Origin of the sequence: Scleromatobacter humisilvae (assembly GCF_023231945.1) — a bacterium.
Lineage (GTDB): Bacteria > Pseudomonadota > Gammaproteobacteria > Burkholderiales > Burkholderiaceae_C > Scleromatobacter > Scleromatobacter humisilvae.
This window is the reverse complement of sequence record NZ_JAJLJH010000014.1, coordinates 1-24,244: the sequence shown is the minus strand read 5'-3', so window position 1 is coordinate 24,244 and position 24,244 is coordinate 1. Positions and strand designations below refer to the sequence as shown.

Below are 24,244 nucleotides of genomic sequence, written 5' to 3'. Positions count from 1 at the left end.
CTCAGAAGTCCATGTCGAGCTCTTCGATGTCGTCGGGCTCGAGCCGGGCGGCGGCGATCCACTCGGCCATCTCGGGCATCGCCATGATCGTGCGCGTGTATTCGATGCAGGGCCGGTTGAGCTTGACGTCGTAGGTCAGGAAGCGCGTGACCACGGGTGCGTACATCGCATCCGCTGCACCGCGTTGTTCGCCGAACAGGAACGGGCCGCCGTAGGCCGCGATGCACTCGGTCCAGATCTCGACGATGCGGTCGATGTCGGGCTGCGCGCCGGCCCAGATCTTGTGGCCCGGCAGCCGCGCCTTCAGGTTCATCGGCAGCGACGAGCGCAGGTTCGCGAACCCGGAGTTCATCTCGCCGCAGATGGAGCGCGAGTGTGCGCGGGCGACGCGGTCGACGGGGAACAGGCCGGCATCCGGACACGCCTCGTCGAGGTAGTGCGCGATCGCCATCGTGTTCCAGACGCGCGCGCCGTCGTGCACGAGGCAGGGCACGCGGATCGACGGCGCGAGCAGCAGCAGCTCGCGGCGCGCGTCGGCGTCGTCGGGCGAGACCATCGTCTCGGTGAAGTCCAGCCCCGAGAACTTCGCGAGCAGCCAGCCGCGCAGCGACCACGACGAGTAGTTCCTGCTGCTGATCGTCAGCGTCGCGACGGATGTCTTCGCGGCGGCCTTGCGGGCAGCGGGCTTCGTCGGGCTCTTGGCGGATGCGGGCATGGGAACTCCGTGGCGTCGGCGTCTTGCCCGACGCAAGGCGCGTGCCACGGCCCGCGGCATGCTTGTTGCAACGCCTCTTCGGTGAAGCTGCTGGGGATTCCATGATGTACCACGCGTATCAGGCGCAGTCCGATCTGTTGCGGCCGCTGCGCCACCTGGCGAAGGTGCACGGAGCGATGCTGGGCAGCGAGCCGCCGCGGGCCGGCCTCGCGAACATCGCGCGACCCTCGATGGCTGCGAGCAAGGTGTTCGAGCTGTCGGAGGTGACGCATCGCCGGCCGCCGTGGCGCATCGGGAGCGTGATGGTCGAGGGCGAGGAGCAGCCCGTCGTGGAGGAAGTCGCCGCGCGCACGCCGTTCGCCGAACTGCTGCGCTTCCACAAGCCGGGCGTGACTGGCCAGCCCAGGCTGCTGGTGGTGGCGCCGATGTCGGGCCACTTCGCCACGCTGCTGCGCGACACGGTGCGCACCGCGCTGCCGGACCACGACGTCCACGTCACCGACTGGCTCAACGTGCGCGACGTGCCGCTCGCGGCGGGCCGCTTCGGCCTCGACGAATACATCGAGCACGTGATGCAGTTCATCGCGGCGCTCGGCCCGGGCGGGCATGTGCTGGCCGTGTGCCAGCCGACGGTCGCGGCGCTGGCGGCGGTGGCGTTGATGTCGGAGGACAGGCACGAGGCGACGCCGGCCAGCCTGACGCTGATGGCGGGCCCGATCGACTGCCGCATCAGCCCGACTGCCGTCAACAGGCTGGCGATGTCCAGGCCGATCGAGTGGTTCGAGCAGAACCTGATCAGCACCGTGCCGTGGCAGCACGCGGGCGGCGGCCGCCGCGTCTATCCGGGCTTCGTGCAGCTGTCGGCCTTCATCAGCATGAACCGCGAGCGCCACGAGAACGCGTTCCGCGACTACTACCGGCAACTGCTCGAGGGTGACTTCGACCGCGCCGACGTCACGCGCGTCTTCTACGAGGAATATCTGGCCGTGGCCGACCTGTCGGCGGAGTTCTACCTCGAGACCGTCTCGCAGGTGTTCCAGCAGTTCGCGTTGCCGCAGGGTCAGCTGACCTTCCGCGGCCGCAAGGTCGACCCCGCCGCGATCCGCCGGACGGCGCTGGTGACGATCGAAGGCGAACGCGACGACATCTGCGCGATCGGCCAGACGCTGGCCGCGCAGGATCTCGCGAGCAGCCTGCGGCCCTACCTGCGCACGCATTACGTGCAGCCCAACGTCGGCCACTACGGCGTGTTCAGCGGCAAGCGCTGGCAGAACCAGATCTATCCGATCGTGCGCGACGTGATCGGCATCTCGGGCTAGGTCAGAACACCACGCCCGCGCGCAGGATCACGTTGGCGTACGGCGAGAACTCGCCCGTGCGCACGACCGCGCGCGCGTTGCGCGTCATGGCCTTGAACTGCTCGTGCGAGACGCACGCGACGGGCGTGCGTCCGAGCTGGCGCATCAGCTCCGCGTGCACGCCGGCGCTGGCCGACGCGAGCTCGTCGGCGATCAGCGCGCTCTCGACCTGCATCTCGGCCAGCACGGCCGCGAGCACGTCATGGAAGCGCGGCACGTTGGCGCTGACCGCCAGGTCGATGCGGCGCGGGCCGTCGGGGATCGGCAGGCCGGCGTCGCCGATCACCAGCAGGTCGCCATGCCCGAGGCGCGCGATGACCTCGGACAGCTCGGCATGCAGCAGCGTCGTGCGTTTCATGAGTGGTCGTCCGCGGACACCGCCGTCGTCGCGAGCTGGCGGCGGTAGGGGATCGAGGTCTGCGCGCCGCGCCGCGTGACGCACAGCGCGCTGGCGGCCTGGCCCAGCGCGACGGCGTCGTCCAGCGACTGGCCCTCGCACAGCGCGGCCGCGAGCGCGCCGATGAAGGTGTCGCCGGCGGCGGTGGTGTCGACGGCCTTGACCTTCTTCGCCGGGAAGTGGCGCGCGCCGCCGCCGTCGACGACGACCACGCCCTGCGCCCCCAGCGTCACGAGCACGCGGTCGGGGCCGCGCGCGCGCAACTGGGCGCCGGCCTCGGCCGCGGAGTTGGGGTCGACGACGTCGAGGCTCGCGTACGCGGTCGCCTCGCTCTCGTTGAGCACGAGGATGTCGATCTTCTTCCACATCTCGTCCGGCAGCGGCGCGGCCGGTGCGGGGTTGAGCAGCACGGGCACGTGGGCGGCGAACGCGCGGTCGATGGCCGCCTGCACCGCGGGGATCGGCACCTCGAGCTGCAGGATCAGCATGCCGGCCATGTCGATCATCGTGTTGGCGCGCGCGACGCTCGCCGGGTCGAGCAGCCCGTTGGCGCCGGGCGCGAGCACGATGCGGTTCTGGCCGTCGTCCTCGACCCAGATCGACGCGACGCCGGTGTGCGTCGACGCCAGGCCCTTGACCTCGCGCGCGTCGACGCCGTCGGCGGCCAGGCCGGCCTTGAGCACGTCCCCGTTCGGGTCGATGCCCACGCGGCCGACCATGATCACGTTGGCGCCCATGCGCGCGCAGGCCACGGCCTGGTTGGCGCCCTTGCCGCCGGGCAGCATCGCGAAATCGAGACCCGGCACGGTCTCGCCGCCGATCGGCGCGCGCGACATGCGCATCACCAGGTCCATGTTGAGACTGCCGACAACGACGATGGAGGCGGTCATGTGCTGGCCCTCGGATTGAGCTCGGGATCGTTCATCATGGCACTTCAGGCTTGCGGGCGGGCGGTGGTCGCGCGCCGGTGGAGTTCGGGTTGGAGAATCGAGCGCCGCGGTTCGGTGCGGCCTTCGCGCAGGCGCTCCAGCAGCAGGCCGGCGGCGCCGGTGCCGATGGCTTCCTTGGGCTGCGCGACCGTCGTCAGCGGCGGCGACGTGTAGGCGGCCAGCTCGATGTCGTCGAAGCCGACGACCGACAGCTGGCGCGGCACGTCGATGCCGGCCTCGTGCGCCGCGTGCAGCGCGCCGATGGCCATCATGTCGTTGCAGACGAACACGGCCGACGGCGGCTGCGCCGACTGCAGCAGGCGGCGCATCGCGGCGGCGCCGCTCTCGGGGCTGAAGTCGCCGTGCACGAGTTCGTCCGCGCGTGGCGTGATGCCCGCGCGCTCGAGCGCGCGCCGCCAGCCGGCCTCGCGCTGCTGGCTCGGCCGCAGGTCCGCCGGGCCGACGATGCAGGCCACGCGCGCGTGGCCCAGCGACAGCAGGTGCGACGTCGCCAGCTCGCCGCCGGCCGCGTGGTCGACCTCGATCAGGTCGACGGCGATCGAGTCTATCTCGCGGTCGACCAGCACCAGCGGCAGCCGCAGGTCCTTGCAGGCGGCGACGATGGCGTCGTCGTCGCCCGACGCCACCAGCACGATGCCGTCGACGCGTCGCTCGGCGAGCACGCGCAGGTGGTCGGCCTGCTGCTGGGGGTCGTCGTTCGAGTTGCACAGCAGCAGGCTGTAGCCGGCGCCGTAGCAGTGGTGCTCGACGCCGCGGATGATCTCGGCGAAGTACGGGTTCGAGTTGTTGGGCACCAGCATGCCCAGCGTGCGCGTGGTGTTGTGCTTGAGCCCGCGCGCGACCTCGCTGGGCACGTAGCCGAGCGCGTGCGCGGCCTCGTGCACCTTGGCCTTGGCCGCGTCGCTGACGAAGCGCGTTCCGTTGAGCGTGTGCGACACGGTCGTGACGGACACGCCCGCGCGCGCCGCGACGTCGCGGATGCTGGCGCGCCCGGTGGGCGAGGCGGCGTGGCCGCGGGGGCTCGTGTTCGTCATCGGAAACCTCGGGAAGCGAGGATCACCATCCGAGCCGAACCGAGCTCCCCCTCGGGGGGCAGCGACGGGAGGAGCGAGGGGGCCATCATGATCCGCGCTTCTTCCGGCGTTCGCGCAAGGTGTCGAGCACGACCGCGATGATGATCACGAAGCCCGTGATGATGCGTTTCGTCGGCTCGCTGGCGCCGATCTGCGCGAGACCGGCTTCCAGTACCGAGATCACCAGCACGCCGAAGAAGGTGCTCGCCACCGAGCCGCGTCCGCCCATCAGGCTGGTGCCGCCGATGACCACCGACGCGATCACGACGAGCTCGGCGCCGGTGCCCGCGTTCGGGTCGGCGGCCTCCAGGCGCGAGGACAGGAACACGCCGCCGAGCCCCGCGAGTAGCCCGGCGAGCGCGAACACGATGACCTTCAGCGGCCGCGGATCGACGCCCGCCAGCCGCATCGCCTCCTCGTTGGTGCCGATGCCGATCAGGCTGCGGCCGAACACGGTGCGCGTCAGCACGATCTGCGCGACCACGACGATCACGATGGCGATGAAGAACTGCGGCGACAGGCCGAGGACGATGGGCTTGCCGAGCCAGTCGATCTTGCCGCCGATGTATTGCGTGCGCGAGTCCGTCGCCAGGTAGGCCGCGCCGCGCGCCATCTCCAGCATGCCCAGCGTGACGATGAACGACGGCAGCCGCCAGGCCACCGAGATCGCGCCGTTGATGGCGCCCACGACCACGCCGACGCCCATCGCCAGGAAGGTCGCGGGCAGCAGCGACCAGTGCCACTGCAGCATCGCGATGCCGGCCACGGCGGCGGCCAGCGCCATCGTCGAGCCCACCGAGAGGTCGATGCCCGCGATGATCAGCACGAAGGTCATGCCCACGGCGGTGACGGCGACGGCGGGGATGTCGTTGGCGATCGTGATGAAGGTGTCGGCGGTGAAGAAGTATTCGCTCTGCCAGCTGAAGAAGCCGACCATCAGCGCGAGCGCCACCAGCAGGCCGGCGACGGTGCCGACGGCACTGGTGAGCGCCGCGCGCGTCGTGAGGGGTTTGGACGAGGTCATGCGAGTTGTTCTTGGGGAGCCGATTTCTCGGCGGCGCTGTAGGCGCTGAACGCGGCCTCCAGCAGCAGTTGCTCGGTCCACTCGCCGCGCTCGAAGATGCGCACGAGCCTGCCGGCACTCATCACGCCTATGCGGTCGCACTGGGACATCAGCTCGCGCAGGTCCGACGACACCATCAGCAGCGCCTTGCCGGCTGCGGCCATCTTGTCGATCTGCGCGTAGATGTCGGCGCGGGCGCCGATGTCGACGCCGCGCGTGGGTTCGTCCAGCAGCAGCACGTCGCAGTCGCGGTGCAGCCAGCGCGCGAACACGACCTTCTGCTGGTTGCCGCCCGAGAGCTGGTCGACCGGTTGCTCGATCGAGTCGCTGCGCACGCGCAGCAAGTCGCGCAGGCGGTCGACCTCGTCGCGCTCGACGTCGCGCTGCAGCCAGCCCCCGCGCGACACCGCGCCGAGGTTGGCCAGCGTCGCGTTGACGCGGATCGACTGCGGCAGCAGCAGGCCCTGCGACTTGCGATCCTCGGTGACGAAGCCGATGCCCGCGCGCACGGCCTGCACCGGCGACGCGATCTTCGCGGGCGTGGCCGAGTCGCCCAGCAGCACCTCGCCGGCGTCCTTGCGATCGGCGCCGTCGATCAGGCGCAGCAGCTCGGTGCGGCCCGAGCCGACGAGTCCGGCCAGGCCCAGCACCTCGCCGTTGAAGAGCTCGAACGAGACGTCGCGCACGACGCTGCCGCGCGCGAGGCCGCGCACCGCGAGCGCGCGCCGCCCGCGCGGGCGCACGTCGCGGTCCAGGCCTTCGTGCACGTCGCGGCCGACCATGCGGCGCACGATGTCGGCCTGCGTCAGCTCGCGCATGGGCCGCGTGTCGATGTGGCGGCCGTCGCGCAGCACCATCACGCGGTCGGCCACCTGCTGCAGCTCGTCGAGCCGGTGCGAGATGTAGACGATCGCCACGCCGCGCGCCTTCAGCAGCTCGATCTGCTTGAACAGGTGCGCGATCTCGCGCGAGGTGAGGGTGGCGGTGGGCTCGTCGAGGATCAGCAGCCGGCATTCGCCGACCAGGCTGCGCGCGATCTCCACCATCTGCTGGTAGCCGACGCCCAGCGCGCTGACGGGCAGGCGCGGGTCGATGTCCTGCAGGCCGATCAGCGCCATCTGCCTGGCGGCCGCTTCGTTCAGAGCGTCGCCGCGGATGAAGCCAAGGCGATGGGGCAGGCGTCCGAGCAGCAGGTTCTCGGCGACGCTGAGCGTGGGCACGAGGCTCAGCTCCTGCATCACCATGCGCACGCCGAGCTTCTCGGCCTCCTTGCGCGAGGCGGGCGCAAAGGGTGCGCCTGCCAGCGTCAACGTGCCGTCCGTCGGCTGCACGAGCCCGGCGACGATCTTGGACAGCGTGCTCTTGCCCGCGCCGTTCTCGCCGGTGAGCGCGAGCACCTCGCCCGCGCGCAGCTCGAAGTCCACGCCGGCGAGCACCGGCGTGGCGTAGGTCTTGCCGATGCCGCGGCCCTGCAGCAGCACGGGCAGCGGCGCGGCGCCCAGGTTGCCCGGGCCCGGCGACATCGAAGCCGTCACTTGGTGATCAGCGTGACCTGCGTCTCGACGACCGGCGACAGGTCCTTCTGCGCCTTCTTCTCCTTGATCGCCTTCAGCGCGGTGTCGATGCCGAACACGGCCTGCTTGGCGCCGAACTGGTCGACGGTGGCGAGCACGCGGCCGTCGGCCAGCATCGGCTTGAGCGCGGAGATGTTGTCGTAGCCAACGACCAGCACCTTGCCCGTCTTGCCCGCGCTCTTGATCGCGGCGACGGCGCCGAGCGCCATGTTGTCGTTGCCGGCCAGCAGGGCGCGCAGGTCCGGGTGCTCGCGCAGCATCGCGGCGGCGACGGCGTTGGCCTTGTCCATCTCCCACTGGCCCGACTGCACGCTGACGATGTTGGCGCCGACCGCCTTCATCGCGTCGGTGAAGCCGGCGGTGCGCTGCTGCGCGTTGAAGGTCGTGGACACGCCTTCCAGGATGCCGACCTTGTCGCCTGACTTCAGCTGCTTGCCGAGGTAGTCGCCGGCCAGCTTGGCGCCCTTGCGGTTGTCCGGGCCGACGAACGGCACGACCAGGTTCTTTTCCTTCAGCGCGTCGGCGTCGAGCTTGTTGTCGATGTTGACGACGATGACGCCCTTGGCCGCGGCCTCGGCCAGCACCGGCACCAGCGCCTTCGAATCGGCCGGCGCGATGACGATCGCGTCGACGTGCTCGACCAGCATCTGCTGGACGATCTTGATCTGCGCGGCGGTGTCGGTCTCGTCCTTGATGCCGTTGGAGATCAGCGTGTACTCGCCCGAACGCGCCTTCTGGTCGGCCTTGGCGCCGTCCTGCATCGTCTGGAAGAACTCGTTGGCGAGCGACTTCATCACCAGCGCGACGCGCGGCTTGGCGTCGGCGGCGAGAGCGAACTGCGGCAGCAGCGCGAGGGCGGCGGCGCCCGCGAGGGCGTGCAGGGCCAGGCGACGGGTCGTACGGATCATGGTCTTGTCTCCAGAGTTGTGAAGGCCGCGCCGGCGTGGTTGCAGCCGTGTTTGTGAGGCCGGAAAGGCCCGTTGAACTCGTCACGCAAACGTTTGCGCAAACGATTGCGCGCACTTTACGTCGACCGTTGCGCACCTGACAAGGGCCCGGAACCAGGGTTTACGCTGAAAAGCGGTGCACAAAGTTGACCCTGGCGCCCTCAGGGAGTGCGTTTTTTCGTTGTGCTCGAGCTACAGAACGACGTCAAAAACCAACGATTGTCAATTGGGTGTCACACGGGGCCTGCACCATGCGGGTACTCGCAAAACGACGCAAAAGCTCAATAAATTCATAAGCTTAGTGCCGTCTTGATGGGACCGAACTCCCACTGAATTCGTCGAACTGTTACAGAATTCAGAACGGTCGAGCCTCCAGCCGACCCGGCAGATCGAGTTCAAATACCGGCCGAGCCCGGGTTTACCCTCTCTCACCCCAATTTTCGAAAGAACACTATGAAATTCACCCTCGGCGCAATCGCCCTCGCCCTGGCCGCTCCGGCCGCCTTCGCCCAGTCCAGCGTCACCATCTACGGCATCATCGACCTCGACGGCCAGTACCTGTCGGGCCACACGAAGGACGTGCTGGTCACCTCCGGCGGCCAGTCCGGCAGCCGCATTGGCTTCAAGGGCACCGAAGACCTCGGTTCCGGCTACTACACCGACTTCGTGCTCGAAGGCGGCCTGAACGTCGACACCGGCGGCTCCGCCCAGGGCGGCGCCTTGTTCGGCCGCCAGGCCTTCGGCGCCCTGCGCACGCCGTTCGGTACCGCCAGCGCGGGCCGCCAGTACAGCAGCATCTACTTCCAGACCGGCGACTTCAGCGAATTCAGCAACGTGAGTGTCGGCGCCACGACCGCCGTCATCGGCGGCTGGGCCGGCGGCTACGAGCCGATCCGCGGCAGCGCCAACAACACGACGACGTCGACGGCCACCGGTTCGGAACTGAACGGCAGCCCGGCCCGCGTGAACAACTCGTTCCGCTACACGACACCGACGTTCGAAGGCCTGAAGGCCAGCTTCCTGTACGGTGCCGGCGAAGTCACCGGCGGCACGACCAGCACGCGCCTGTTCGACTACTCGCTGCGCTACACCAACTACGGCGTGGATGCCTACGTCTCGTACGTCTCCGACAAGGCCCAGAACGGCACCAACGTGCTGAACTCGCGCACCGACGTCGGCATCATCACCGCCAGCGCGGCCTACACGATCGGCGCGTTCAAGGTCGAAGGCGGCTACCTGTCGGCCAACGACAAGCGCCCGGCGGACCAGGACGGCCACGGCTTCTGGCTCGGCGGCGACTACAAGTTCGGCCAGAACGTCGTGCGCACGCAATGGGTGCAGAACAACCCGAACCACAACAACACGGGCCTGGGCAAGACCAACGCCTTCGGCGTGGGCTACGAGTACGACTTCTCCAAGCGCACGAACCTGTACACCTCGCTCACGCGCTTCGACAACGACGCCAGCGCCGACGGCAAGTTCGTGGGCCGCATCGGCGGCGCGACGCCGGCCGGCCTGACGACCACGACCGATCGCTCGGTCAACGAGTTCGTCCTGGGCGTGCGCCACGCGTTCTAAGCAACAAGAAGAGGCGGCCTGCTCGGGCAGGCCGCCGAGAGCACTTTGCCCGCCCCGGCTCAGGCCGCGGCGGGCTTTTTCATGCCCGTGTGCCGGACACCTGCCGGCGCGCCGAACGCGCGGCCGCCGCCGCCGCGATGCCCAGGAGCATGAGCGTCGCGCTTGCCGGCTCGGGCACGGGCGATGGCGTGAACGTCAGGTTGTCGAGGGCCAGCACGGTCGGCGCCGTGCCTTCGGCGATCTCGCCGACGCCGAAGCCGATCGTGTACCAGCCGGCCTGCGGGACGTCCACCGACATCTGCGACCAACCCGTCTCGGCGTCGTAGAACGCGACCTGCGACGGGTCGGCGCAGCTGGTGTTGGTCTGGTGCGGGCAGAGATCGACGCCGCTGGGCGCGAAGGTCCCGGTGAACGAGCCGGCGTAGTAGATCCAGTCGTTCGTGCGGATCGAGCCGTCGTCCGACCAGAGCGACAGGAAGGCGCTGTCGGCGTCCCTGCCGATCCGGTCCCAGTCGAACGCGATCGCGCCGGACTGCGACGCGTAGAAACGGTAGGTCATTGCGCCGCCTTCGCCGACGATGGGCGGCTCGAGGATGGCGCCGCCCGGGCCGACCGGATCGACCGCGGGCATCTGCGCCATGAACTGCGGAATGCCGCCGGGCAGTCCGAGGAACTCGCGCGTGGCGCTGTCGTTGGGGCTGGGCGTGCCCGAGTACGGAATCTCCCCGCTGCCCAGTGTCGTGACGAACGCGAAGCCGGTGCCCTGCGTGGGCGCCAGGCCCACCGCGGCGGTCTGCACCGACACGTCGCCGAGCGTGTTCCAGCCGGCCAGCCCGCTCTCGAAGCCGCTGAGCAGCACGGACTGCGAATGCGCAAGCGCGTGCGCATCGAGAAGCAGCAGCGCCAATGAACACCTGATCAAACCGATTCGCATGATTCCTCCTGGTTGCCGGATGCCCGTACCGGCAGGGGTACCTGGGCCTCTCGGGTCGGGTTCGGACGAAGCGGTTGTCGCCGAGAGTCGGCGCGGCACAAATCCCTAGCTCCGGCGCTGCGGTGCCGGGCTTGCGGGTCAGACGTCCGCGGCCGCGATCTGTGCGGAGGCGTGCGCCAGCCACATCTTCAGTCGCTGGCGCTCCAGCAGGCCGAGCTTCGGGCCCTCGTTGCTGGCCATGGTGCGCGCGGCCCAGAAGCTGCTGTCGGCGGCGTCGATCTTGCGCAGCACCGCATCCTGCAGGTGGCGCAGGCGGACGACGCGCGCGCCGAGTGCCTTGGCGCGTTCGAACTGGCCCGAGCGCTCGAGGTTGCCGAAGTCGTCGCCGCGCAGCTCGTTGAGCACGAGCACGTACTGCAGCCTGTCCTCGAAGCGGTCGATCAGGCGCTCGAGCAGGTCGACGGAGTCGCGGCCGGCGTCCATCACGTGCCAGTAGTGGATCTGCACGCCGGACTCGGCGGCCAGCTCCAGCACGCCCGAATCGTCCATCCAGCGCACCAGCGGGTCGTGCGTCTGCGCGGCGAGATCCACCAGCACGCGCTGGCCCGGATGCTCGATCGCGCTCTCGACGATCGCGTCCAGCGCCTCGAAGCGGTCGACCAGCACCGGCGACGCGTAGTCCTTGTAGAAGCGCATCAGCGCGCCGTGCGAGCGGTCGGTGTCGAAGCCGGTGAACGCGAGGTTGTGGTCGATGAAGTGCTGGGCCAGCAGCCGCGCGACGACGGACTTGCCGACGCCGCCTTTCTCGCCGCCGATCAGGTGGATCCGCGAGGCCGGGGCCTCGGGCACGTCGGCGACCTCCACGGCCTGCGTGAGGACGGGAACGGAATCGAACGAATCGTTGGTGCTCACGGTGCGGCCGGCCGCGCGCGAGCGTGGCATCAGGTGGGTTCGGGCCAGTGTACGCACGCGGCGCACGGGGCGGGCGACAACCGCAGCGCGCCCAGGGGGCTTCGCGGCGGGCGAAGCTCAGGCGAAGGCGCGCGCAGCCTCGAAGGTCGTCACCTCGAAGCGCTTGAGCGTGTTCTGGCCGAAGGCCATCGTGATCGGCACGTCGCTGGCGTCCCGGCCGCGCGCCATGACGATGCGGCCGATGCGCGGCGTGTTGTGGCGCGCGTCGAAGGTGTGCCAGCGGTCGCCGAGGAAGACCTCGAACCAGGCGCTGAAGTCCATCGGATAGGGCACCGGCGGGATGCCGATGTCGCCGAGATAGCCGGTGCAGTAGCGCGCCGGGATGTTCATGCAGCGGCACAGCGTGATCGCCAGGTGCGTGAAGTCGCGGCAGACGCCGGTCCTCTCGCGAAATCCCTCGAGCGCGGTGCGCGTCGCGCGGGCAGCCTGGTAGTCGAACTTCAGGTGGTTGTGGACGAAGTCGCAGATCGCCTGCACGCGTCCCCAGCCCATCGGCGCGTTGCCGAACTGATTCCAGGCGAACTGCATCAGCTCGCTGTCGACCTCGCAATAGCGGCTTGCGAGCAGGAACTGCAGCGTGCTGACCGGCAGCTCGCAGGGGTCGTGCTGCCAGGCGTCCCAGGCGACGGGGTCGGGCAGGCCGGAGTCGGCGACGACGGCGTCGTTGGTGAAGCGCACCGACTCGATGCCGGCGGGCACGTTGATGCGGCCGCAGTGGTTGCCGAAGTAGTCGATGTAGTCCTCGACCTCCACCGGCGGCGAGACGCGGAAGTTCTCCGGCGTCTGCAGGTCGTCCTGGCGCGACGGGTGCACGTGCAGCAGGTAGATCAGCGCCATGGGGCTGCTGATGGTGAGTTCGATGTCGAAGCCGATGTTGATGAGCATGGTGTGCTGCCGTCCTGGGTTCACGGCAGTCACGTCACGGCCGGTGTGCAGACATGGTCGCCGTTCGGCGTTCGCCCGTCAGTCGGCAGCTGGCGCGAACCAGCGTCAGTCGTCGCTTACAGGCGCTTCAGGACGGTGCGCACATTGCACTCAGGGGCGAGGCGCCTGCGTGAACGAGGGGCGTTCGCCGAGGTCGGACGGGGTCGTCGACGACAGGCTGGCGATGCCGGCGCTGGCGACCTGGGCGTCCTGGTTGGACTTGACGCCGGACACGCCCACCGCGCCCACCACGTGGCCATCGACGACGATGGGCACGCCGCCTTCGAGCATCGCCGTCAGCGGTGCCGACAGGAACGACGTGCGTCCGCCGTTGATCATCTCCTCGTACGAGGCCGACGGCCGCCGCCCCATCGCCGCGGTGCGGGCCTTCTCGGTGGCGATGTAGGCCGACACCGGCGCCGCACCGTCGAGTCGCTCGAGGGCAAGCGGATGGCCGCCGTCGTCGACGATGGCGATCGTCACGGCCCACTGGTTGGTCACGGCCTCGGCGCGCGAATGCTCGAGGATGCGCGCGACGTCGTCGCGGGTCAGGACTGGCTTGTGCTTCATGAAAGGTTCTCCGGCGAAGCCCCGAGTTGTACACCAGCGACGCAAGGTTCGCGCCAGAAACGTGGGATGTGCGGCGCCGAGTCACGAAATCGTCACGGGCCTGTCGTCGCGGCATCATGCGGCCCGCGCACGATGGCGAGCCATGGATCGAGCCACCCACCCCTTCGCCCAGACCGACGACTACCGGCCGCGCGATGGCGCGACGATGCGCGTGCGCACGGTCTGGATCTCCGATCTCCACCTGGGCACGCCCGGCTGCCAGGCCGTCGCGCTGCTGGACTTCCTCAAGCAAGTCGACTGCGACGAGCTGTTCCTCGTCGGCGACATCATCGACGGCTGGCAGCTGCGCCGCTCGTGGTACTGGCCGCAGGCGCACAACGACGTCATCCAGAAGCTGCTGCGCAAGGCGCGCAAGGGCACGCGCGTGGTCTTCGTGCCGGGCAACCACGACGAGTTCGCGCGCAAGTACGTCGAGCACGAGTTCGGCGGCGTCGAGGTCGTCAGCGAATGGATGCACGTGACGGCCGACGGACGCCGCCTGTGGATCACCCACGGCGACCTGTTCGACGGCGTGATCCAGTGCGCCAAGTGGCTCGCCTACGTCGGCGACTCGCTGTACACGTTCATCCTCAAGCTCAACAAGCACTTCAATTCGATGCGCGCGCGCATGGGCCTGCCGTACTGGAGCCTGTCGAAGTACCTCAAGCACAAGGTCAAGCGCGCGGTCAGCTACATCGGCGAGTTCGAGGTCGCGGTGGCCAAGGAAGCGCGCAAGCGCGGCGCCGACGGCGTCGTCTGCGGCCACATCCATCACGCCGAGATGCGCGACATCGACGGCATCCTCTACTGCAACGACGGCGACTGGGTGGAGAGCCTGACGGCGCTGGTCGAGCATCCGGACGGCAGGCTCGAGATCCTCGACTGGTCGTCGCGCCACGAGCACGGCAAGCCCGTCCTGCCCGACGAAGAGGCCATGAGGCCCGGCGTGCGCGAACCGGAGCTGGCGGTGCTGTCCGAGGTCCTGGCCGGCAGCTGAGGCCGCCTTCGCGGCGCGCTTCAGGGCGCCGCGTGCCGGAGGTGTCCGGCGATCTCGCCGCGGCGGATCAGCGGCAGCGCGTCGAGAAACTGGCGCGTGGCCGCGGCCCAGCTGAACGTCATCGCATGCGCGCGAGCGCCTTCGCGCGACAGCTCGAGCGCCGCCAGGCAGGCACGGCGAAGGTCGGCGTCGAGCACGCCGCCCGCGGAGCCGCCGACGACGTCGATCGGCCCGGCCACCGGGAATGCCGCCACCGGCGTGCCGCTGGCCATCGCCTCGACCAGCACGAGGCCGAAGGTGTCGGTGACGCTGGTGAACACCTTCACGTCGGCACTGCGGAACACGCGCGCCAGCGACTCGCCCTGCAGCGCGCCGAACCAGCGCGCCCCGGGATACGCGGCCTGCAGGCGCGCCCGCTCGGGGCCGTCGCCGACGACCCACTTCTCGCCGGGCAGGTCGAGCTTGAGGAACTCGTCGACCTGCTTCTCGACGGCGATGCGGCCCACGTGCAGGAAGACGGGCCCGTCGCCGCGCGGCTCGCGCGGGCCGTCGGGCCTGAACAGCGCGGTGTCGACGCCGCGCGACCACACGCGCGGGGCCGCGAAGCCGTGCGCGCGCAGGTCGTCGACGATCGCCGGTGTCGCCGCCAGCGTGGCCGTGCCGGAATCGTGGAAGCGGCGCAGGAAGCGGTAGGTCATCGACAGCGGGATCGGGAGCCGCGCGCGCAGGTATTCGGGGAAGCGCGTGTGATACGCCGTCGTGAACGGCCAGCCGTGTTCGAGCGCGATCGAGCGCGCGTGCAGTCCGAGCGGGCCCTCGGTGGCCAGGTGCAGCGCATCGGGCCCCATCGCGAGCATGCGGCGCGCGATCGTGCGGCGGCTCACCAGCGCGAGACGGATCTCGGCGTAGCCGGGGCAGGGGATCGAGCGGAACAGGTCGGGCGACAGGATCTCGACCTCGTGCCCCAGCGCCTGCAGCTCGCGTACCGTCATCTGGATCGTGCGCACGACGCCGTTGATCTGCGGCGTCCAGGCGTCCGTGACGATGAGAATCTTCATGCAGGCAGTCTTCCGCTTCGACCTGGGCAGCGTAAGTCAGCCGCGTGAATCGACGGTGACAAGCCCGTGGCGTGGCACGCCCGGCGCGTCGCATGCAGAATGGATCGATCCGACGTCGTGAACTTCGAGGCCGCCCATGAGCAAGCACTGCACGCACCTGCACCTGATCGCCACCGTCACGCCGAGCGCGCTCGGCTGCGAGGAATGCCTGAAGACCGGCGACGAATGGGTGCACCTGCGGTTGTGCCGCGTCTGCGGCCACGTGGGCTGCTGCGACGATTCGCCCAACCGCCACGCCACGAAGCACTTCCACGCCACGCAGCATCCGGTCATCGAAGGCTACGACCCGCCCGAAGGCTGGGGCTGGTGCTTCGTGGACAAGCTGATGATCGAGCTGCCCGACCAGACGCCACAGGTCGGGCCGATCCCGAAGTTCTACTAGCCTGGCGCGACCACGATCGGCAGCCCCGCCGCCTCGCCCTCGGCCCACGGCTCGTCGATCAGCAGCGCATGCACCTGCGACCACTGCGCGACGTGGAAGGGCGCGGCGTTGCCCAGCTTGGAGCGGTCGCCGAGGATCAGCGTGCGGCGGGCGCAGGCGATCATCGCGCGCTTGAGCGCCGCGTCCGCCTCGTCGGGCGCGCTGACGCCCAGCTGCGCGTCGATCGCGCAGGCGCCCGGCACGGCCCAGTCGGCGCGGCAGTTCGCGAGCATCGCGACGGCCGCCGGCCCCCACAACGCGCGGTTCTCATGCTGCCAGGTGCCGCCGGTCAGCGCGATCTGCACCTGCGGGTCGCCGGCAAACAGGGCGGCGACGTCCAGCGAGCTCGTGATCACCGTCAACGGCCGCACGGTCAGCGCGCGCGCCATCGCCAGCGGCGTCGAGCCGGCGTCGAGCACCACCGTCTGGCCGGGCTCGACGAGCGCCGCCGCGGCGCGGCCCACTGCGGCCTTCGCGTCGGCCAGCACCGCGGCGCGCGCGCCCAGGCCGAGGCGCTGGGTGTCCAGCGTCACCGCGCCGCCGTGGGTCCGCTGCAGCAGGCCCTGGCCCTGCAGCGCGAGCAGGTCGCGCCGGACGGTGTGCTCGGAAACCTGCAGCAGTCGAGCAAGTTCGAGCACTTCCACGCGCCCTTGTTCGCGCAGCATCTCCTCGATGCGGCGCTGGCGTTCGGCGGTAAATCGCAGCGATTGAGAGTCGGTGTTCATGCGCGCATTGTAGGCGTCGTTGCCAATCTTATGTGCTCGAAAGTGCTCGATAGTGCTTGACTGTGGGGAAATCGACGCTAGTATTCGAGCATGGACGAATCCGCCGCGCCCCTGCTTTCACCGTCGTCGTCGACGATCGCCCGCGCGCGCTGGGGCGTCGGCCTGATCTTCTTCGTCAACGGCGCGGCCTTCGCGTCCTGGGTCTCGCGCATCCCCGCGCTGCGCGCCGGCCTGGGCCTGAGCGAGGGCGCGCTCGGCAGCGTTCTGTTCGCGATGTCGTGCGGCGTGCTGCTGTCGTTCCCGCTCGCTGGCAAGGGCGCGCAGCTGCTGGGCGCGCGGCAGCTCGCGCTGCTGGCCGGCGTCGCGCTGCTGCTGATGCTGCCGATGCCGTTCCTGATCGGCATCCTGCCGTCGCTGGTGCTCGTGATGCTCGAGGTCGGCGCGGCGCTCGGCACGATGCAGGTCGCGATGAACGTGCTGGCCGTCGACGTGCAGGCGCGCGTGCCGCGTCCCATCATGTCGTCGTTGCACGGCGCGTGGAGCGCGGGCGGGCTGGTGGGCGCCGGCGCCGGCAGTCTGGCCGCGCATGCGGGCCTGCGACCGTTGCTGCATCTCGCGGGCGCCGCCGTCGTGCTGGCGGGCGCGCTGCTGCTGGCGTGGATGCTGCTGCTGCGCGCTCGCCTGCCGGCGCGTTCGGCCACGATGCCGATGCGGCCGTCGATGAGCTTCAGGCAGCAGGGTCGGCGCGTCGACCGCGTGCTGCTGGGCCTGGGCGTGATCTGCTTCTGCGCCTTCCTCTCCGAGGGCGCGCTGGCCGACTGGAGCGCCGTCTGGCTGCACGACAAGGCCTCGGCCAGCGAGTCGCGCGCCGCGCTCGGCTACGCCATCTTCGCGGGCGCGATGACGACGATGCGCATGGTCGGCGACCGCGTGCTGGAGGTCTTCGGCACGGTGCGCGTTTTGCGCCTGCTGACGGCACTCGGCGCGCTCGCGCTGGGTGGCGCACTGCTGCTGGCGCGCGTCGACACCGCGATGATCGCCTTCGTGCTGCTGGGCCTGGGCATGGCGACGGTCGTGCCGACCGCGTTCGCCGCGGCCGGGCGGCGCGCGGATGCGGCCGCCGGCGGCACGGCGGGCGAGGCGTCGGCCGCGCGCGCCGTCGCGTTGCTGTCCGGCTTCGGCTACTCCGGCCTGCTGCTCGGGCCGCCCGTCATCGGCTGGCTGGCGCAGGCCACGACGCTGACCTGGGCGCTGGGTCTGCTCGTGCTGCTCGTCGCGGCCATCGTCGCGCTCGTGCCTCTGCTGGGCGAGCCCGCACGGGCCGATGGCAAGGGCGCGGTCGCGCGTCCTTCCGCGACGTAGGCATCAGCGCGGGCAGCGCTCGGGCGGATCGCCGCTCGCGGGCACCAGCGCGAACTTGACGCCATGCCACGCGCCCTCGGCGTGGACGGACTTGTCGAGTGCCAGCAGCGCGAGCTTCTTGTGCGCCGGCGTGAGCGTCGCGTCGATGGTCTCGTTGACGATGTCCAGCGAGCCGCGCACCGCCAGCGCGGTGTCGGGCGTCTCGAAGACGAAGCGGCGCGGCGTGGCGATGCCGTGCGCGAGCGCCAGCGTCACCGTGGCGCATTGCACGGGCACGCGGGCCGACTTGTCGAACAGCGTGCGCAGCCACTCGCCGCCGTTCAGGCCCAGCTTGGCGTCGACGCGCCTGGACACGGTCGCACCGTCGGCCAGCGAGAGCGTGACGTTGCCGTTGGCCGCGGCGACGAGCGCGCGAGTCGAGTCGCCGCGCGATTTCAGGACCGCGTGTCCGTCGATCGCGCCCGCCAGCGCGCCGTTGGCGGCGAGCGTCGTCGACAACTGCTCGACGTGCAGCCCACGCGCGTTCATGTCGAGCGAGAGATCGGCGGGCGAATGCGAAGCGTCGACCTGCAGCGCGCCGACGACGTGGCCGTCGGCGACGGTCGCATCGAGTGCCTGCAGCTTCAGCACGCCATTGGCGAGCGTCGCACGCGTGCGCACGCCCTGCACCAGGCCGCCTGCCGTGCCGGTGATGCGGACCGGGCGCAAGTCGATGTCGGCGTCGATGTCGCGCAGCCGCTCCAGCGGCAGCGGCTGCGTCGACAGCAGGTGGTCGTCGGAAGACGGCTTGGCGCGTGCGGCGGCGAGGTCGTCGAGATCGAAGACGGCGTCGCGCAGCGTCGCCTTCAGCGTGCGGCGCGGCGCCTCGTTCTTGAAGTTGCCGACGAAGGTGCCGTCGGCGATCGCGGTCGTGTGTCGCCCCGCGCGGATGCGAACGTCCGAGCCCGTCCAGCGATCGCCGCTCTTCTCGAGGTGCCCTCGCGCGGCCAGCGGGCGCCAGCGCGCCAGCGCCTCGGGCAAGGGCTTCGTGGGGCCGGTGCCCATCGCCGTGACCCTGATGTCGCAGTCGAAGTCGCCCAGCGCATGCACGTCGTTGCTGAGGCCGGAGGCGGCCAGCAGCAGCGCGCCGGAGGTGGCCTGGGCCTTGAACGTGAACGTTCGCGAGGTCGCACCGAAGGCCAGAACATCGCTGACGTGGGCCGAGCCTTCGAACTCGTCGTCGCGGAAGCGGCCCTTGAACGACAGCGACTTGGTCAGCGGCAGGTCCGCGTGTCCTTCGAACGGCTCGGAGGCGGGCAGTGGCGCGATGCCGGCATCGAGCTCGAGATCCAGGCCGCGATGGATCGTGTGCAGGCGGCTGTTGCGCGCGTCCAGCGCCAGCACGCGCACGCGCGGCGGCCCGCGGTCGTCGGGCCGCGTGATGCGCCAGTTGCGCAGGCCGTCGGCCAGGCGTTCCATGTCGACCTGGGCGTCGTCGAGCTGGATCAACGGAATGATGACCAGGTCGGAGCCGATGCTGCGCCACGAGATCGTCGCCGCGAGATGTCCGGCATGGATGAACGGCGCCTTGGACGCGGCCCACGGCGCGTTCTGGATCGTCAGGCCGCGGAACTCGATCGTCGGGTCGAGGCCGTCGCGGAAGTGCACCTTCATGTCGTCGAACTCGAAGCTGCGCCCCGAGCGCGACATCACGAAGTGCCGGATCAACGGCCGGCACCAGTTCCAGTCGAACGCCCAGCACAGCGCGACCAGCGCGAGCAGCACGACGAGCGCGATGCGCAGCGCTCGAAAGCGGCGCGGCGGGCGGGCGGGCGTGGGCGTCGATCCGGGCACGAGTCTCATTCCGCGGCAGAGCACGCAGCGTGCCGTCGATCGTCTGCTTGCTAATGGGAATCATTCGCATTAAAGTGGAGGCAACGATCTACCGCCAGCCACCCTCGAAGAGGAGAGACCCGACATGCCGACCCATCTCGACCCGACGCCTGCGGCCGCCGCCGTCCCGCCCGTCCTCGCGCCGCTGGCCGAGGCGCCGGTGCGCCGCGAAGTCGCGCGCCGCCAGCTCACCAGCGAACAGCTGTTCGCCGGCCTGGGCGAGATCGAGATCCAGCACGGCGACGCGATCTACCGCCTGCGCCGCACGTCGCTCGGCAAGTTGATCCTGACGAAGTGAATCGAGCGCGCCGGCCTGAACGGCGCCTGACGCGAGTCCGAGGTCAAGCCGTCGGCCGGCGGCCATCGTGCTTCGTGGGGACAAAGTCGCTTGACCCCATGTCGCGACGCTGCCGATAATCCGCGCTTCTTCAACGACCCGCACAAGGCCATGGACTCGCATCCTAGTCTCGTGCCTTCGTCGTCCAGAGCGCGAGCCTGACACCACGGCTTGCCACAGCGGGCGGAGAAGGCACCTCACCTGTCTCACGCCCGGCAAGCAAGCACGTTATCGGGGCCTTCCGGCCCGCAGCGCTTCTTTCCGGATCTCCCGAACCGACGCCTCGAGCGTCCATCCGCACGCGTCGCGACGACGCCCGGAGGAGTTCCGCATGCAATTCTTCTACACGCTCCTGCTGGCGGCCCTGCTGCTGCCCGCGCCCGCGCTCGCGCAGGACCAGGAATCCTGGAACGCGCATTTTCAGTCCACCTACATTCGCCAGGTCCAGCCGGCGTTCCACTCGCCCTACGAAGGGCCGCACAGCCTGCGCGGCGAGCGCGGCGCCAGCTATTCGCTCACGGCCACCGCGTCGCTGGGTGCGCGTCTCGGCAACGACACCGAGGTCTACGTCGACCCCGAGGCCGTGCAGGGCGTGCCGTTGTCGGGCCTCGGCGGCCTGGCCGCGTTTCCGAACGGCGAGCTTGCCAAGACCTCGGGCGCGAACCTGAAGCTCTATCGCGCGCGGCTGTTCGTGCGCCACACGTTCGAGCTCGGCGGCGACGACGTCGCGGTCGACAGCGACGCCAACCAGCTGAAGTCGACCTACCAGTCGCGCCGCCTCGTCGTGACGGCGGGCAACGTCTCGGTGCTGGACCTGTTCGACGCGAGCAGCCATGCACACGACCCGCGCACCCAGTTCATGAACTGGGCGCTGATGACCTACGGCGCCTACGACTACCCGGCCGACGCGCGCGGCTACACCAACGGCCTCGCGCTCGACTACGACGACGGCCCGTGGACGCTGCGCGCCGGTCGCTTCGCCGAACCGAAGCTGCCCAACGGCCTGCCGCTGGACAACGACCTGCTGCGCCACTACGGCGACCAGATCGAGCTCGTGCACACGCACGCGCTGGGCGCGTACGCGGGCGCGGTGCGCGTGCTCGCGTTCCGCAGCCGCGCGCGCATGTCCACCTACGAGGACGCGCTGGCCGCGGCGCCGATCGGCGAGGCCCCGAGCCTGAACGCGGTGCGCGCCGGCGACCACGTCAAGACGGGCATCGGCATCGATGCCGAACAGCAGGTCGCGAGCGACCTGGTCCTGTTCGTGCGCGCGATGAAGGCCGACGGCAAGACCGAGACCTACGCGTTCACCGAGTCCGACGCGTCGGTCACGGCGGGCCTGTCGCTCAAGGGCGCACGCTGGTCGCGCGACAAGGACGTGGTCGGACTCGCCGTCGGCGAGGACGCGATCTCCACGGTACATCGCGTCTACCTCGAACGCGGCGGGCTGACCTCCTTCCTCGGCGACGGCACGCTGCGCTACGGCCACGAGCGCATGGCCGAGGCCTACTACAGCGCCGAGCTCGGCGCCGGCTTCACGCTGACCGCCGACGTCCAGCGCGTCGCCAATCCCGGCTACAACAAGGACCGCGGCCCGGCGTCGTTCTACGCGCTGCGACTGCACTGGGAGGTGTGAGATGAACGGCAAGTTCAACAACGTCAACGACCAGATCAACGTCCTTGCCAGGCGGCTGGGGCCCGGCCTCATCACCGGCGCCGCGGACGACGATCCGAGCGGCATCGCCACCTACTCGCAGATCGGCTCGCAGTTCCGCTTCGGCCTCGTCTGGACGCTGCTGCTGACGACGCCGCTGATGATCGGCATCCAGATGCTGTCGGCGCGCATCGGCTGGGTCACCGGCGAGGGGCTGGGCGCCAACATCGCCAAGATGTGCCCGCGCTGGCTCACGTTCCTGCTCGTGAGCCTGCTCGTCGTGGCCAACACCATCAACATCGCCGCCGACATCGGCGCGATGGGCGAGGGCGTGCGCCTGCTCGCGGGCGGCCACCAGGCGCTCTACGTGGTCGGCTTCGGCGTGCTGTCCATCGTCTGCCAGGTGACGTTCTCGTACGAGCGCACGGTGCGCGTGCTCAAGTGGCTGACGTTGGGGCTGTTCGCCTACGTCGCGGTGATCCTGTCGGTGTCGGTGCCGTGGCGCCAGGTGGCGCTCGAAGGCCTCACGCCGTGGCGCTTCATCCCGCCGGGCACGTCGATGAACGACTACGCGGCCATGGTGGTCGCGGTGCTGGGCACGACCATCAGCCCGTACCTGTTCTTCTGGCAGGCGTCGCAGGAGGTCGAGGACAACGCGCGCCGGCCCGAGGCCGCGAAGCTGCGCGACAACCTCGAATACGCGGCGGAGCACTTGTCGCGCATCAAGCAGGACACGTCGTTCGGCATGATCTTCTCCAACGTGATCGCGCTGTGCATCGTGATCGCGACGGCCGTCACGCTCAACATGCACGGCGTCACGAACATCCAGACCTCGTCCCAGGCGGCCGAGGCGCTGCGGCCGGTGGCCGGCGAGTTCGCGTTCGCGATCTTCGCTCTCGGCATCATCGGCACCGGGCTGCTCGCGGTGCCGGTGCTGGCCGGCTCGGCGGCCTATGCGGTCAGCGAGGCCTTCGGCTGGAAGGCCGGGCTGTCGCGCGGCTTCCACGAGGCGCGCGGCTTCTACGTGATCATCATCGCGGCGACGGTCATCGGCACCCTGATGAGCACCGTCGAGGTCGATCCGATCAAGGCGCTGGTGTGGAGCGCGATCGTCAACGGCGTGATCTCGGTGCCCATCATGGTCGTGATGATGTGGATCGGCCAGTCGAAGCGGCTGATGGGCATCTTCACGATCAGCCCGCGCCACCGCTTCTTCGGCTGGGCCGCGACGGCGGTGATGGGCGTGGCCGTCGCCGGCCTGTTCATCACCAGCTTCGGCGGCAGCTGAGGGTCACGACGCCATGACGAAGCAATTGCGGCCGGCGTCCTTGGCCTGATAAAGCGCCGCGTCGGCGCGCGCCACCAGCGCCTCCACCGACTCGCCGGGGACGCACGTGGCCACGCCGGCCGACACGGTCACGCGCAGGTCGGACGGCAGCCCGGACGTGCAGCTCCAGTCGTGCGAGGCCACCGCGCTGCGGATGCGCTCGACGGCCAGCGACGCGCTCTCGACGGGCGTCGTCACCGGCATCAGCAGCACGAACTCCTCGCCGCCCCAGCGCGCGAAGCGGTCGGTCACGCGCATGTGGGCCTGCACCAGCGTGCAGAAGTCGCGCAGCACGGCGTCGCCCCCGCCGTGGCCGAAGCGGTCGTTGATCGTCTTGAAGTGGTCGAGGTCGAACAGCGCGACGGAATAGGGCTGCCGCGTGCGGTGCGAGCGTTCGCGCTCGTCCAGCAGCAGCTCCATGAAGTGGCGCCGGTTGAACGCGCCGGTCAGGTCGTCATGGCTCGCGAGTTCCTGGATGCGCGCGAGCGACAGCGTCAGTTGCTTGTTGCGCTGCGACAGCTCGGCCCGCAGCGTGCTGAACTGCATGCCGATCAGCGCCAGCCGGCGCACGGCCAGGAAGAAGAACAGCCACAGCAGCACGACGTTGACGTTGTTCAGCTCCGGATACCCGAAGCGGTCGCGGCCGATCCACAGCGCGAGCGCCGTGCTGGCGCCGAAGCCCAGCCACGTCCAGTGGAACTGGCGCGACGTGAAGCCCAGCATCGCGTAGTTGAACGAGACCAGGCTGGAGGCCAGGAAGATCATCCATAGCTTCGGCGCGGCGACGATGAAGATCAGCTGGATGACGTAGTTGGCCATCAGCTGCGCCCACAGCAGCCACCGATCCTGGAAGCGCAGGTTCCAGCCGCGATGCACCGCGAGCAGGAACAAGCTGGTGCTGCCGCCGCTCAGCACGAAGAAGCCGAGCGCGACCTGCCAGGTCGTGGAGCCCGTCCACGCGAATAGCCCGATCAGCAAGGACTGCAGCAACGAGCTCACCACCGTCATGGTGGTCGTCTTGATGCGTTGTGCCTGGAGCTGTTGCTGCTTGGGGTTCATGGGAGCGGAAGCCACTCCCGGGTGCAGAGAAGGCCCGGCGCGAGCATACGGGATGCGCCTGCGCTTGCCTCTGCTCGGAAACGCCCGTGGCCGCGCGACGACAGCGCGCCGCACGATCGTCTTGTAGTAATCGCTTACTGCCTCGCCTGTCGGCGAGAGCTGCTGGCCTAGTTGTGATGCTTCAATAGGTTGTATCCGGTGTTCATCCGGGTTGGGTTTGAGAGACTGGAAGTCGCCAAACACCCAATCTGCCAAGAACCGGAGCCCGGATGAACAGC

At 69.7% G+C, this 24,244-nt stretch carries 23 protein-coding genes; 8 read left to right on the top strand and 15 right to left on the bottom strand.

Annotation, left to right across the window (positions count from 1 at the left end; translation table 11 throughout):
- Position 1: 1 nt before the first annotated feature.
- Complete coding sequence (locus LPC04_RS26940; RefSeq protein WP_275685422.1) at positions 2-715, bottom strand: glutathione S-transferase family protein; 714 nt, start codon at positions 713-715, stop codon at positions 2-4.
- Between the two features lie 101 nt (positions 716-816).
- Here LPC04_RS26940 and LPC04_RS26935 point away from each other — a divergent pair, with 101 nt between their 5' ends.
- Entirely contained in the window at positions 817-2,034 is a 1,218-nt protein-coding gene (locus LPC04_RS26935; RefSeq protein WP_275685421.1) for a polyhydroxyalkanoate depolymerase, read from the top strand.
- A gap of 1 nt (position 2,035) precedes the next feature.
- Here LPC04_RS26935 and rbsD read toward each other — a convergent pair whose 3' ends face one another.
- The 6 genes from rbsD to LPC04_RS26905 form a co-directional block, all read right to left on the bottom strand.
- A complete protein-coding gene (gene rbsD, locus LPC04_RS26930) occupies positions 2,036-2,431 on the bottom strand; it encodes a D-ribose pyranase (RefSeq protein ID WP_275685420.1) in 396 nt (131 codons plus the stop codon).
- Positions 2,428-3,360 (bottom strand): ribokinase, encoded by a 933-nt coding sequence (gene rbsK / locus LPC04_RS26925; RefSeq protein ID WP_275685419.1) that lies wholly within the window; start codon positions 3,358-3,360, stop codon positions 2,428-2,430. The genes rbsD and rbsK overlap by 4 nt, the downstream gene beginning before the upstream one ends.
- A gap of 44 nt (positions 3,361-3,404) precedes the next feature.
- Complete coding sequence (locus LPC04_RS26920; protein WP_275685418.1) at positions 3,405-4,454, bottom strand: LacI family DNA-binding transcriptional regulator; 1,050 nt, start codon at positions 4,452-4,454, stop codon at positions 3,405-3,407.
- An 85-nt stretch (positions 4,455-4,539) separates the two neighbouring features.
- Positions 4,540-5,517 carry an ABC transporter permease gene (locus LPC04_RS26915; RefSeq protein WP_275685417.1) on the bottom strand — a complete coding sequence of 326 codons (978 nt, stop codon included), beginning with the start codon at positions 5,515-5,517 and terminating at the stop codon, positions 4,540-4,542.
- Complete coding sequence (locus LPC04_RS26910) at positions 5,514-7,079, bottom strand: sugar ABC transporter ATP-binding protein (protein ID WP_275685521.1); 1,566 nt, start codon at positions 7,077-7,079, stop codon at positions 5,514-5,516. The genes LPC04_RS26915 and LPC04_RS26910 overlap by 4 nt, the downstream gene beginning before the upstream one ends.
- A gap of 8 nt (positions 7,080-7,087) precedes the next feature.
- Positions 7,088-8,038 (bottom strand): sugar ABC transporter substrate-binding protein, encoded by a 951-nt coding sequence (locus LPC04_RS26905; protein WP_275685416.1) that lies wholly within the window; start codon positions 8,036-8,038, stop codon positions 7,088-7,090.
- A 492-nt stretch (positions 8,039-8,530) separates the two neighbouring features.
- Between LPC04_RS26905 and LPC04_RS26900 the strand changes: the two genes are divergently transcribed.
- Complete coding sequence (locus LPC04_RS26900) at positions 8,531-9,655, top strand: porin (RefSeq protein ID WP_275685415.1); 1,125 nt, start codon at positions 8,531-8,533, stop codon at positions 9,653-9,655.
- A gap of 79 nt (positions 9,656-9,734) precedes the next feature.
- Here LPC04_RS26900 and LPC04_RS26895 read toward each other — a convergent pair whose 3' ends face one another.
- The 4 genes from LPC04_RS26895 to LPC04_RS26880 form a co-directional block, all read right to left on the bottom strand.
- The gene (locus LPC04_RS26895; RefSeq protein WP_275685414.1) at positions 9,735-10,589 is read right to left on the bottom strand and encodes a PEP-CTERM sorting domain-containing protein; all 855 of its coding nucleotides are present in this window, start codon (positions 10,587-10,589) and stop codon (positions 9,735-9,737) included.
- Positions 10,590-10,727: 138 nt separating this feature from the next.
- The gene (locus tag LPC04_RS26890) at positions 10,728-11,531 is read right to left on the bottom strand and encodes a P-loop NTPase family protein (protein ID WP_275685413.1); all 804 of its coding nucleotides are present in this window, start codon (positions 11,529-11,531) and stop codon (positions 10,728-10,730) included.
- An 87-nt stretch (positions 11,532-11,618) separates the two neighbouring features.
- Complete coding sequence (locus tag LPC04_RS26885; protein WP_275685412.1) at positions 11,619-12,446, bottom strand: transglutaminase family protein; 828 nt, start codon at positions 12,444-12,446, stop codon at positions 11,619-11,621.
- Between the two features lie 150 nt (positions 12,447-12,596).
- A complete protein-coding gene (locus LPC04_RS26880) occupies positions 12,597-13,055 on the bottom strand; it encodes a heme-binding protein (protein WP_275685411.1) in 459 nt (152 codons plus the stop codon).
- Positions 13,056-13,197: 142 nt separating this feature from the next.
- On the opposite strand from LPC04_RS26880, the gene LPC04_RS26875 reads away from it, so the two are divergent.
- Positions 13,198-14,091 carry a UDP-2,3-diacylglucosamine diphosphatase gene (locus LPC04_RS26875; protein ID WP_338055487.1) on the top strand — a complete coding sequence of 298 codons (894 nt, stop codon included), beginning with the start codon at positions 13,198-13,200 and terminating at the stop codon, positions 14,089-14,091.
- Between the two features lie 20 nt (positions 14,092-14,111).
- Here the strand turns inward: LPC04_RS26875 and LPC04_RS26870 are convergent, their stop codons facing one another.
- Positions 14,112-15,149 carry a glycosyltransferase family 4 protein gene (locus LPC04_RS26870; RefSeq protein ID WP_275685410.1) on the bottom strand — a complete coding sequence of 346 codons (1,038 nt, stop codon included), beginning with the start codon at positions 15,147-15,149 and terminating at the stop codon, positions 14,112-14,114.
- A gap of 136 nt (positions 15,150-15,285) precedes the next feature.
- Between LPC04_RS26870 and LPC04_RS26865 the strand changes: the two genes are divergently transcribed.
- Complete coding sequence (locus LPC04_RS26865) at positions 15,286-15,591, top strand: UBP-type zinc finger domain-containing protein (RefSeq protein ID WP_275685409.1); 306 nt, start codon at positions 15,286-15,288, stop codon at positions 15,589-15,591.
- Here the strand turns inward: LPC04_RS26865 and LPC04_RS26860 are convergent.
- Positions 15,588-16,355, bottom strand: a complete 768-nt coding sequence (locus LPC04_RS26860; protein WP_275685408.1) for a DeoR/GlpR family DNA-binding transcription regulator — start codon at positions 16,353-16,355, stop codon at positions 15,588-15,590. The genes LPC04_RS26865 and LPC04_RS26860 overlap by 4 nt on opposite strands.
- A gap of 90 nt (positions 16,356-16,445) precedes the next feature.
- On the opposite strand from LPC04_RS26860, the gene LPC04_RS26855 reads away from it, so the two are divergent.
- Positions 16,446-17,717: an MFS transporter gene (locus tag LPC04_RS26855; protein ID WP_275685407.1), complete on the top strand. Its 1,272-nt coding sequence runs from the start codon at positions 16,446-16,448 to the stop codon at positions 17,715-17,717.
- A gap of 3 nt (positions 17,718-17,720) precedes the next feature.
- Here the strand turns inward: LPC04_RS26855 and LPC04_RS26850 are convergent, their stop codons facing one another.
- Complete coding sequence (locus LPC04_RS26850; RefSeq protein ID WP_275685406.1) at positions 17,721-19,550, bottom strand: AsmA family protein; 1,830 nt, start codon at positions 19,548-19,550, stop codon at positions 17,721-17,723.
- Positions 19,551-19,674: 124 nt separating this feature from the next.
- Here LPC04_RS26850 and hemP point away from each other — a divergent pair, with 124 nt between their 5' ends.
- From hemP to LPC04_RS26835, 3 genes are all read left to right on the top strand, one after another.
- Positions 19,675-19,887: a hemin uptake protein HemP gene (hemP, locus tag LPC04_RS26845; protein ID WP_275685405.1), complete on the top strand. Its 213-nt coding sequence runs from the start codon at positions 19,675-19,677 to the stop codon at positions 19,885-19,887.
- Between the two features lie 370 nt (positions 19,888-20,257).
- Positions 20,258-21,562 carry a carbohydrate porin gene (locus tag LPC04_RS26840; RefSeq protein ID WP_275685404.1) on the top strand — a complete coding sequence of 435 codons (1,305 nt, stop codon included), beginning with the start codon at positions 20,258-20,260 and terminating at the stop codon, positions 21,560-21,562.
- 1 nt (position 21,563) lies between these two features.
- Positions 21,564-22,868 carry an NRAMP family divalent metal transporter gene (locus tag LPC04_RS26835; RefSeq protein ID WP_275685403.1) on the top strand — a complete coding sequence of 435 codons (1,305 nt, stop codon included), beginning with the start codon at positions 21,564-21,566 and terminating at the stop codon, positions 22,866-22,868.
- Positions 22,869-22,871: 3 nt separating this feature from the next.
- Here LPC04_RS26835 and LPC04_RS26830 read toward each other — a convergent pair whose 3' ends face one another.
- Positions 22,872-23,966 carry a GGDEF domain-containing protein gene (locus tag LPC04_RS26830; protein ID WP_275685402.1) on the bottom strand — a complete coding sequence of 365 codons (1,095 nt, stop codon included), beginning with the start codon at positions 23,964-23,966 and terminating at the stop codon, positions 22,872-22,874.
- Positions 23,967-24,244 lie beyond the last annotated feature (278 nt).

Bases quoted from the DNA above. Each gene is read 5' to 3' on its own strand.
- LPC04_RS26870 (WP_275685410.1), bottom strand. From the start codon at position 15,149: ATGAAGATTCTCATCGTCACGGACGCCTGGACGCCGCAGATCAACGGC.
- LPC04_RS26885 (WP_275685412.1), bottom strand. From the start codon at position 12,446: ATGCTCATCAACATCGGCTTCGACATCGAACTCACCATCAGCAGCCCC.
- LPC04_RS26890 (WP_275685413.1), bottom strand. From the start codon at position 11,531: ATGCCACGCTCGCGCGCGGCCGGCCGCACCGTGAGCACCAACGATTCG.
- LPC04_RS26910 (WP_275685521.1), bottom strand. From the start codon at position 7,079: ATGTCGCCGGGCCCGGGCAACCTGGGCGCCGCGCCGCTGCCCGTGCTG.
- LPC04_RS26895 (WP_275685414.1), bottom strand. From the start codon at position 10,589: ATGCGAATCGGTTTGATCAGGTGTTCATTGGCGCTGCTGCTTCTCGAT.
- rbsK (WP_275685419.1), bottom strand. From the start codon at position 3,360: ATGACCGCCTCCATCGTCGTTGTCGGCAGTCTCAACATGGACCTGGTG.
- LPC04_RS26880 (WP_275685411.1), bottom strand. From the start codon at position 13,055: ATGAAGCACAAGCCAGTCCTGACCCGCGACGACGTCGCGCGCATCCTC.
- LPC04_RS26935 (WP_275685421.1), top strand. From the start codon at position 817: ATGATGTACCACGCGTATCAGGCGCAGTCCGATCTGTTGCGGCCGCTG.
- LPC04_RS26875 (WP_338055487.1), top strand. From the start codon at position 13,198: ATGGATCGAGCCACCCACCCCTTCGCCCAGACCGACGACTACCGGCCG.
- hemP (WP_275685405.1), top strand. From the start codon at position 19,675: ATGCCGACCCATCTCGACCCGACGCCTGCGGCCGCCGCCGTCCCGCCC.
- LPC04_RS26865 (WP_275685409.1), top strand. From the start codon at position 15,286: ATGAGCAAGCACTGCACGCACCTGCACCTGATCGCCACCGTCACGCCG.
- LPC04_RS26915 (WP_275685417.1), bottom strand. From the start codon at position 5,517: ATGACCTCGTCCAAACCCCTCACGACGCGCGCGGCGCTCACCAGTGCC.
- rbsD (WP_275685420.1), bottom strand. From the start codon at position 2,431: ATGAAACGCACGACGCTGCTGCATGCCGAGCTGTCCGAGGTCATCGCG.
- LPC04_RS26900 (WP_275685415.1), top strand. From the start codon at position 8,531: ATGAAATTCACCCTCGGCGCAATCGCCCTCGCCCTGGCCGCTCCGGCC.
- LPC04_RS26920 (WP_275685418.1), bottom strand. From the start codon at position 4,454: ATGACGAACACGAGCCCCCGCGGCCACGCCGCCTCGCCCACCGGGCGC.
- LPC04_RS26940 (WP_275685422.1), bottom strand. From the start codon at position 715: ATGCCCGCATCCGCCAAGAGCCCGACGAAGCCCGCTGCCCGCAAGGCC.
- LPC04_RS26905 (WP_275685416.1), bottom strand. From the start codon at position 8,038: ATGATCCGTACGACCCGTCGCCTGGCCCTGCACGCCCTCGCGGGCGCC.
- LPC04_RS26860 (WP_275685408.1), bottom strand. From the start codon at position 16,355: ATGAACACCGACTCTCAATCGCTGCGATTTACCGCCGAACGCCAGCGC.
- LPC04_RS26840 (WP_275685404.1), top strand. From the start codon at position 20,258: ATGCAATTCTTCTACACGCTCCTGCTGGCGGCCCTGCTGCTGCCCGCG.
- LPC04_RS26855 (WP_275685407.1), top strand. From the start codon at position 16,446: ATGGACGAATCCGCCGCGCCCCTGCTTTCACCGTCGTCGTCGACGATC.
- LPC04_RS26835 (WP_275685403.1), top strand. From the start codon at position 21,564: ATGAACGGCAAGTTCAACAACGTCAACGACCAGATCAACGTCCTTGCC.
- LPC04_RS26830 (WP_275685402.1), bottom strand. From the start codon at position 23,966: ATGAACCCCAAGCAGCAACAGCTCCAGGCACAACGCATCAAGACGACC.